This is a genomic window from Priestia sp. P5_B4 (assembly GCF_056400385.1).
In genome coordinates this window covers 1-8,047 of record NZ_JBFULJ010000129.1, presented here as the reverse complement: position 1 = coordinate 8,047, position 8,047 = coordinate 1, and the positions used below count along the sequence as shown (strand labels likewise).

Sequence of the window (8,047 nt, the reverse complement as noted above, 5' to 3'; positions counted from 1 at the left end):
GTATCTATGCTTCTTGAAGGTCAGTATATTGATGGTAATCTCTCAATTAATTGAAATTAAAGGAGTAAGGTGAACTGTAATAGACTAATTTTCTTCGTTTTTTTGTAGACTATTCTTATATATCTTTTGACTTTTGCGGACTTTCTAATAAAGACATTCCTATATATTCATCATTATTTTTACCTAGTCTATAATTAGCTAAAACGACGGACGCAACTTTATTTTCCTTATCAATCCCTAAAAATGAGCTGAAGCATCCTGTTCCACCGCCGTGCAACACTACATTATTATTTTTCTTTAAAAGCAACCATCCAAGACCCATATCAAATTTCTTTGTTCCATTACCGTGTTTTTTATGACAAAAAGAAAGATATGGTTTATCTTCGTACATATTTATTTTTGCGTATTTAAGTAAATCTTCAGCGGTTAAGGATACTGCCCCGGCAGGTGATATAAAGTTTTCTTTGTCCCACTGCCAGTTGCCGCAACCATTATTTTTGCGGTCATAGCCCTGTAAATTATTGTGTGAAGTGCCTAAACAAGTATCCTTTAGTCCAAGCTCATTATGAAGAAAGTCATTCATAGTGTCCCAATATCCTTTGCCTGAGACAGTTCCTAACACATACCCAATAAGTGAAATACCGAAATTAGAATATTTCCATGAATAATCTACTTCTTTCAATTTAGTTCTTTCAATTAGCATTTTCATTTTGTTAAAATCCATATRCAACGGATTATTTTTGTTCAAATCACTTCCGCCAAAAATCAAACCTAAAATTATTTTAAAATATTCTCGTTTATTTAAAGGTAAGCTTCCTGAATATCCAGAAGAGTGAGTAGCGAGGCGGAGCAATGTAGGATAATACGTATCTTCTTTAAGTTCTTTTATGTATTTTTGTATAGAGTCGTTTAACGACACCTTGTTTTCAAATATGTATTTTGATAACAACGATACAGTGAAAGTTTTCGTAATAGAACCAATTTCATAATGATATCTTTTTGCCGAGTCAATTTCACCGCTTTCATTATAGACTTTTATAATAGACTGATTGTCCGTTAAGTAGCCAACGGTTAGTTTCAAGTGCTTTTTTCCTTTACAGGTTTTATTAATTAATCGTAATGTTTCATCGCTGATTTCAAACATAATGATTGCTCTCCCTTATCCTTTATTTTTAAAATTTTAAAAGGATTAATCGATATGCTTTAAGTTAGATTAGCCTATCGAGTTTTTTTATATATTCTTTCTTATATTATCAATTGCTTGAACTCTTCGACTTTCAAGCTCCCTTATTACTCTCAACTGTAATTCATTGTGATCATCATCCATTTTGATGTTGCCTTCTTCTTCAAATCCATCATGTTCTTCCCCATCGAAGCTATAGAGTTTCTTTAAAAGCTTCCACATTATTTCCAACTCTTCAGTTGAGAACTTTTTAAAAAGTTCTTCCAAAAAGAAAATTCCTTTTTCTGAGACAACAAGCAGTGCTTCTTTTCCCGCTTTCGTAATTTTTACGTTAACTGCACGCTTGTCTTTACTGCTAGGAACTACGTCAACATAACCCTTCTTTTCCATAATGGTAATCAACTGTTTGACGCTTTGTTTTGTAGTTCCTAATTTTCTAGCAATATTATTCAACGTTGTTTCATCTTCAGGTAAATGTGCAATTGCCACCATCGCCATATGCTGTCTTGATGTTAAAAGTTCAAGAGATTTATCACCTTTTACTTGAATTTTATTTGCCAGAGAAAATAAGGTAGCGTAAGTTTGCTGCATCAAGAAAAGCTCTTTATAAATATCCATATTCACCCTCCATTTTAGACAGTATGTTGTCTAAAACAAGAATAGTATATCTTGGTAATTAAGTCAATATACTGTCTATTTTATTTTTGACAATTCTAAGGAGATTATTCTGTTACACTAAAATAGGCAAAGAAATCATGATCGTTCGTAAGCAAAAGTTGTCCTTTCTTTATCCAATTAGATATACTAAAAAGGCACTCCAATTTAATACTGCTCTTAAAAAATGTAAGAAAATCGATATGAAGTAAAGGAGAAAAAACATGAACCAACACACACAACCTTTAAGCCCTATCGCCTTCCATCTTGGTCCACTTGAAGTCCATTGGTATGGAATTATCATAGGAATAGGAGCTTTCTTAGGCTTCTTGTTAGCCTCGAAAGAAGGAAAGAAACGAGGGATCTCTTCAGAAACCATCTCTGATTTACTTCTGCTAGCACTACCCATTGCTATCATTACTGCTCGAATTTACTACGTACTTTTTGAATGGAGTTATTATAAAGACCACCCAGGCGAAATTATAGCAATTTGGCATGGAGGCATAGCTATTCACGGTGGAATTATTGKCTCTGTATTAACAGCTATATGGTTTTGCAGAAAAAAGAATCTTTCTTTTTGGAAAATGACTGATGTTTTAGCTCCTAGCTTATTATTAGGCCAAGCTATTGGCCGGTGGGGAAACTTCATGAATCAAGAAGCACACGGCGGACCTGTTACACGTCAGTTCTTAGAAGCTTTACATTTGCCTGATTTTATTATTAACCAAATGTATATAAATGGAACTTACTATCATCCTACGTTTCTCTATGAATCACTTTGGAACATAATAGGTGTGCTTGTCCTAATCGTACTAAGAAAATCCTTGTTAAAAAGAGGCGAAGTCTTTCTTACTTACCTGCTATGGTATTCGATAGGAAGATTTTTTATAGAAGGACTGCGTACAGATAGCTTAATGTTAACCTCTCATATCAGAATAGCTCAATTAGTTTCTTTCCTTTGTGTGCTAGGCAGCTTGATTCTGCTATGGTATAGACGCAAAAAAGGCTTGGCAACTAGTAAGGCTGTCTTTCTCTCATAAGAACCGATATTTTTATGCAGTTTTGTAAAATTAGTAGTTGATGGACTATGTTTCAGATATCAAAACGTGTAATGAGAAATAAAAAACCAATAAAAGCAGCAAGTTGATTTTCAGTGAATTTGAAGATCAACTTGCTGCTTTTACACATTAGTTATTAATATTTTTAATCGAAACTATGATTTATATATATTTTACTAATGATAAACCGTCTTTTATAGTTAAGGTATACACTTCTTGTGTGAAGCTGCACTTGATAAGAATTCATATTGGAGATGAAATGTATGATAAATATAAATAAAGTCCAAAAACGRACTCTATTCCCACGAACAAATGCCCAGACGTCACCTAATGTTTTTTTATGGGCTGAAGGAATTGCTTTTACTTTTCTTTTTGCTTTACTTGCTTATGGCTTAGCGAAAGTCCCGGGGTTTAATCATATCGGTCCACTAGCCTGTTCAATTATAATGGCAGTCATTTATCGTCAAATTTTGGGGTACCCTGAAAAAATAAGATCTGGAATTGAATTTTCTTCTAAAAAGCTGTTACGCTATGCCATCATTTTATATGGCCTAAAGCTTAATATTGATGTTGTTATTCATCACGGATTAGGATTGTTGCTTCACGATGTGGGAACGGCTGTATTTGCGATTGTTTTGACGGTTTTTCTAGCCAAATGGATGAAAGCTGATAGCGGTTTATCCCTTCTTTTAGCGATAGGAACAGGAATATGCGGTGCTGCAGCTATTGCGGCTGTTTCTCCGATTGTAAAAGCAAAAGAAGAAGATACAGCTATCGGAGCTGGTGTTATTGCTTTAGTGGGAACCCTATTTGCGATTGGATATACCGTTTTAAGACCTTATATACATTTAACAAATATTCAATATGGAATTTGGTCAGGCGTAGGTCTCCATGAAATTGCCCATGTAGCTCTAGCTGCAGCACCGTCTGGACGCGATGCTCTAGCTATTGGACTGTTGGCTAAGTTAGGCAGAGTGCTCTTACTTGTGCCATTAAGCTTTATCTTAATGTACTGGATGAAGCGAACAGGAAAAATTGAAAAGGATACCAAGATTGAATTCCCTTGGTTTTTAATAGGTTTTATAATCATGAGTATTTTTGGGAGTTATGTCGTTGGTAAGCACCTTATAATACCTAAAACGATCATGGATGATATTTCAACTCTAACTACCTTTCTTTTAACAATGGCTATGGTCGGGCTAGGGTTAAATGTAAGTTTGAAGGCTCTTCGAACAAAAGCATTAAAGCCGGTGATTGCGATGTTTATTACCTCTATACTCTTATCATTTCTTACGTTTTGGACGATGTAAAGACAAGTAAATTAAAATGATTAAGTAACAGCTACTACTTCCTATACAACTGTTAATGCGAAAAAAGTTTCTTATTTCTCAGGTTTTAAATCTCTTCCCAAATTTATGGATTAATTATAGAGCAATCTAAACCTATAACCTAGATACTATTGGCAGTTCCCTCCTTAATAAACGTTTTCACTTAAAAAACAATCTTTATTGCAGTAAGTAGTGATGTAATAAAGGTTGTGTTTGTATATACTAGGGGTTGTAGTGCTGAACTTGGTGTTGTTTTAAGAGCATCAAGCGGATAAAAAGCCGAAGCATCTCCTACCATGAAATGCAGTAAAGTAGTGAAACATTTAGAAAATACATTGACGCCCCTGAATCAGTCATGGTATAAACACAATAGGAGAGTTTAGCACTTAAAAGCATAAAAGCGATAAAGTTTAAAACAATATTTATATAAATAGAATACATAGGAGGAAACAACTACCATGGGACATAATAGCAAAATTATAGACTGTACCATTCGTGACGGAGGTTTAATTAATAATTGGGATTTTAGCGTTGGATTTGTGCAAGACTTATATAACGGCCTAAGCGCAGCCGGCGTTGAATACATGGAGATCGGTTATAAAAATTCACCTAAGCTTCTTCAAGCAACTGAGCCCAATCCATGGAGATTTCTTGACGATAACTTTCTCAAAGAAATTATCCCTGAGAAAAAGTTCACGAAGCTATCTGCCTTAGTAGATATTGGGCGTGTAGATCCAAATGACATTCTGCCACGTGAACAAAGTATGTTAGATATGATTCGAGTGGCATGCTATATTCGCGAAGTAGATAAAGGCTTAGAGCTTATAAAAATGTTTCATGATTTGGGCTATGAGACCTCACTTAACATTATGGCACTATCTAGCGTACCGGAAAATCAGCTTATTGAAGCATTTGAAATGGTAAAGAAAAGCCCTGTAGATGTTGTATATATCGTTGACTCCTTTGGAAGCCTAGACCCTGCGGATATTGAGCATCAAGTGAAAAAGTTTCAAGCCATGATTCCTAGCAAACAGCTTGGGATCCATACCCATAACAACATGCAGCTAGCTTTTGCTAATACATTAACTGCAATGCGCAGTGGCGTTACATTCCTTGATTCATCTGTTTATGGTATGGGCCGTGCAGCTGGTAACTGTAACACAGAGCTGCTTGTTAGCTACATACCAAAACCACGCTATGAGATGAAGCCGATTCTTGGCGTAATTGAAAAGCATATGCTTGAAATGCGTCAAAAGTGGGAATGGGGCTATATCATTCCTTACATGATTTCTGGTGTGCTGAATGAACATCCACGTGTTGCTATGGCTTACCGTGATAGCGAGGATCGTGACAAATTCGTAGATTTTTATGACAAAGTGACGTCTCCAGAAGTTACTACGTCTCCATCATCAAAATAAGTTAAAATGCTAAAAGTACCTCTGTTAATCGGGGTACTTTTTTGTTTTTGTACAAAGAGCCCATGATTGTATAGCATCTACTTAAACTTTGATACCCTCGATCTCGACAATTAGCTAAATGTAAACAGTCGTGCTCTTCTTAAACTATTATTTATGTATGTAAACCGGCGTTCCAATGGGAACTACAGAGGAAAGTTCTAGAATATCTTCATTTTCCATTCTGACACATCCATGTGACATATCTCTGCCAATAGAAGCTGGATCATTAGTCCCGTGTATTCCATATGTAGGTTTTGATAGTCCCATCCATAAGGGACCAAATACAGCTGGAGGGGTAGTATCTTTATTAATGATTTTAAATTTTCCAGTTGGAGTTGGCGTAATCATTTTCCCTACAGCAATAGGATATGTCTTTACTAATTTAGCTCCATCATATAGTTTTAATTGATGCTGCTTTATTGAGACATCTATCCTTTTTGCCATGGCAGTACCTCCAACTTCTTATAAGTTACTATAAATAGAATTTTTTTATTGTTAACCACGTATATCGAATAACTGTTAACTGAAAAATATCTAAATTAATCCATAAAAACTAATGCTATTTATACCGTTCTAATAGTGAAAAATTTTTTTAAAAGCCAAGGCCCTGGCGTAAATCCAAGTGTTAATTGCCAAGCTCCTATTGCTTGCAAACCAAATTTACGAACTAACACCATTTTTTCACTCATGCTTCTTACATCTTCAAACCATACTTCATGCATCTGTCCCGCTTGATCTCTATACTGAAAAAATGGCGATTTGTACTCTTTTGAATATTGGATAGGGGACTGATATCTCATCGCTGTTTTAATCGCATCTTGATTGGATATAGCAGATGCTACTGTGCCGGGCTTGTAAGGAATTGACCAGTTATATCCATACAAAGGGACTCCAATGATAAGCTTTCTTCGCGGAACACTTTTTATCGCAAATTCTATTGTTTTTTTTACTTCAGTAATAGGTGCAACAGGCCCTGGTTCGCTGCCTGCATGATGCCAATCATATGCCATAATGAACATATAGTTAACAACGGCACCTATTCCACCGTAATCATATCCTTTTAACCAAGGAATATCTTCGCTTGTCTTCGCTGGAACCGCTATGGTCAGCACGTATCCGGCAGGTTTTAAACGTTCACCCAGCTGACGTAAAAATCCTGTAAAAAGATCTCTATCCTCGGCCTTTACACGTTCAAAATCAATATTCACCCCGCCGTAGCCTTTTCTAGATACTAAATAAAAAATATTATTAACAAGATTGTTTCTTGCCTGAGGATTATTTAAAACTTGATGGGCAAGATCCGAACTAAACCCTTCAGAAGTTAGATTAGTAATCGTAACTAACGGTGTAACTCGGTTTTTCCAAGTCGTTTCAATTGCTACTAAATCGTTTAAATCATTCATAATATCTCCATTGCTGCCAAAATGATATTCAAAGATAGAAATGGACGAGGAATAAGTTGCAAAATCAGTAATTAAATCGCGATCTAATTCTGGATTTCGAACGGCATAATACTCCAGTGTACCTGCAATATAGTCTGATATATTAGGGATTTTCATTTTCATTCCCACCTGCAAATAATTATAATGGACTGAAGGATTAGCTCTTTTTAATTGTTCTAAGGATACATAAGCTTTTTTAGCAATACTCCTCATCGTATCACCAGGTTGAACTGTGTATACATAAGAAGCTATAAGTAAGGCTTGACCTGGAACAACATTTGTTTCTTCTAAACCATTTACCCTCCTAAGCTGCGCAATGGGATAATCATATCTACTGCTTATTGAAGACAGGGTATCACCAGGTTGAACTATATGAACAAACATGTTTTCTCCTCCTATGTACTCTTTATCGAATTATGTTTTATTTCGTGACAAGTTTAAAGAAGCCATTCAATAAATGTATATGAGTATTGTTTGTATATATAACTGAGTTAAGTGAGGGGGAACCGCTTTACACACTCCCTCCTCTATTGCGCCCCTCATACGGGTAGAAATGTTCCAAAGATTACATCAAAATCTATATATCATAAACGTATGCTTTTAGCGTGCTTGAAAAAGGGTGATTATTTGTCGGGTAGGATTACGTTAAGAAATAAAACTATTTTAAACAATATAAACAACGCGGCGATTAATATTAGTCTTAATGAATAATTAAAATCGAAAAACCTTCTCCTCTGTTAGGTAGAAGGTCATTCGTGTAATTGAAATGTCAATGTAGTCTCTGTAAAAAAGAATTCAATTCTTTAAACGGAAGTGGAAGAATACAAGTAAATTTGAGTGACATGATTTATTTCAGAGCCGGGCTTCCATACCGCAGATAAATTAAAGTCCTTGACCTACTTTCACTTTATTTTCACCTGTACTC

General features: G+C 35.3%; 7 protein-coding genes. 3 read left to right on the top strand and 4 right to left on the bottom strand.

The window, feature by feature from the left end; all coding sequences use genetic code 11:
- Positions 1 to 115: 115 nt before the first annotated feature.
- On the bottom strand, positions 116 to 1,144 hold the full coding sequence (locus AC1DRF_RS12515) for a serine hydrolase domain-containing protein (protein WP_477740854.1): 1,029 nt from the start codon (positions 1,142 to 1,144) through the stop codon (positions 116 to 118).
- Positions 1,145 to 1,231: 87 nt separating this feature from the next.
- On the bottom strand, positions 1,232 to 1,801 hold the full coding sequence (locus AC1DRF_RS12510) for a MarR family winged helix-turn-helix transcriptional regulator (protein ID WP_097823761.1): 570 nt from the start codon (positions 1,799 to 1,801) through the stop codon (positions 1,232 to 1,234).
- A gap of 260 nt (positions 1,802 to 2,061) precedes the next feature.
- On the opposite strand from AC1DRF_RS12510, the gene lgt reads away from it, so the two are divergent.
- The 3 genes from lgt to AC1DRF_RS12495 all read left to right on the top strand — a co-directional run bounded on the left by lgt (position 2,062) and on the right by AC1DRF_RS12495 (position 5,641).
- The gene (gene lgt / locus AC1DRF_RS12505) at positions 2,062 to 2,877 is read left to right on the top strand and encodes a prolipoprotein diacylglyceryl transferase (protein ID WP_477740853.1); all 816 of its coding nucleotides are present in this window, start codon (positions 2,062 to 2,064) and stop codon (positions 2,875 to 2,877) included.
- Between the two features lie 281 nt (positions 2,878 to 3,158).
- Positions 3,159 to 4,205 carry a YeiH family protein gene (locus AC1DRF_RS12500; protein WP_427076763.1) on the top strand — a complete coding sequence of 349 codons (1,047 nt, stop codon included), beginning with the start codon at positions 3,159 to 3,161 and terminating at the stop codon, positions 4,203 to 4,205.
- Between the two features lie 476 nt (positions 4,206 to 4,681).
- Positions 4,682 to 5,641 (top strand): aldolase catalytic domain-containing protein, encoded by a 960-nt coding sequence (locus AC1DRF_RS12495; RefSeq protein WP_097823763.1) that lies wholly within the window; start codon positions 4,682 to 4,684, stop codon positions 5,639 to 5,641.
- Between the two features lie 147 nt (positions 5,642 to 5,788).
- On the opposite strand, the gene AC1DRF_RS12490 is transcribed toward AC1DRF_RS12495, so the two are convergent.
- Positions 5,789 to 6,124 (bottom strand): L,D-transpeptidase, encoded by a 336-nt coding sequence (locus tag AC1DRF_RS12490; RefSeq protein ID WP_477740852.1) that lies wholly within the window; start codon positions 6,122 to 6,124, stop codon positions 5,789 to 5,791.
- Positions 6,125 to 6,243: 119 nt separating this feature from the next.
- A complete protein-coding gene (locus AC1DRF_RS12485) occupies positions 6,244 to 7,506 on the bottom strand; it encodes a glycoside hydrolase family 18 protein (RefSeq protein ID WP_043981832.1) in 1,263 nt (420 codons plus the stop codon).
- Positions 7,507 to 8,047 lie beyond the last annotated feature (541 nt).

Bases quoted from the DNA above. Each gene is read 5' to 3' on its own strand.
- AC1DRF_RS12510 (WP_097823761.1), bottom strand. From the start codon at position 1,801: ATGGATATTTATAAAGAGCTTTTCTTGATGCAGCAAACTTACGCTACC.
- AC1DRF_RS12495 (WP_097823763.1), top strand. From the start codon at position 4,682: ATGGGACATAATAGCAAAATTATAGACTGTACCATTCGTGACGGAGGT.
- AC1DRF_RS12490 (WP_477740852.1), bottom strand. From the start codon at position 6,124: ATGGCAAAAAGGATAGATGTCTCAATAAAGCAGCATCAATTAAAACTA.
- AC1DRF_RS12485 (WP_043981832.1), bottom strand. From the start codon at position 7,506: ATGTTTGTTCATATAGTTCAACCTGGTGATACCCTGTCTTCAATAAGC.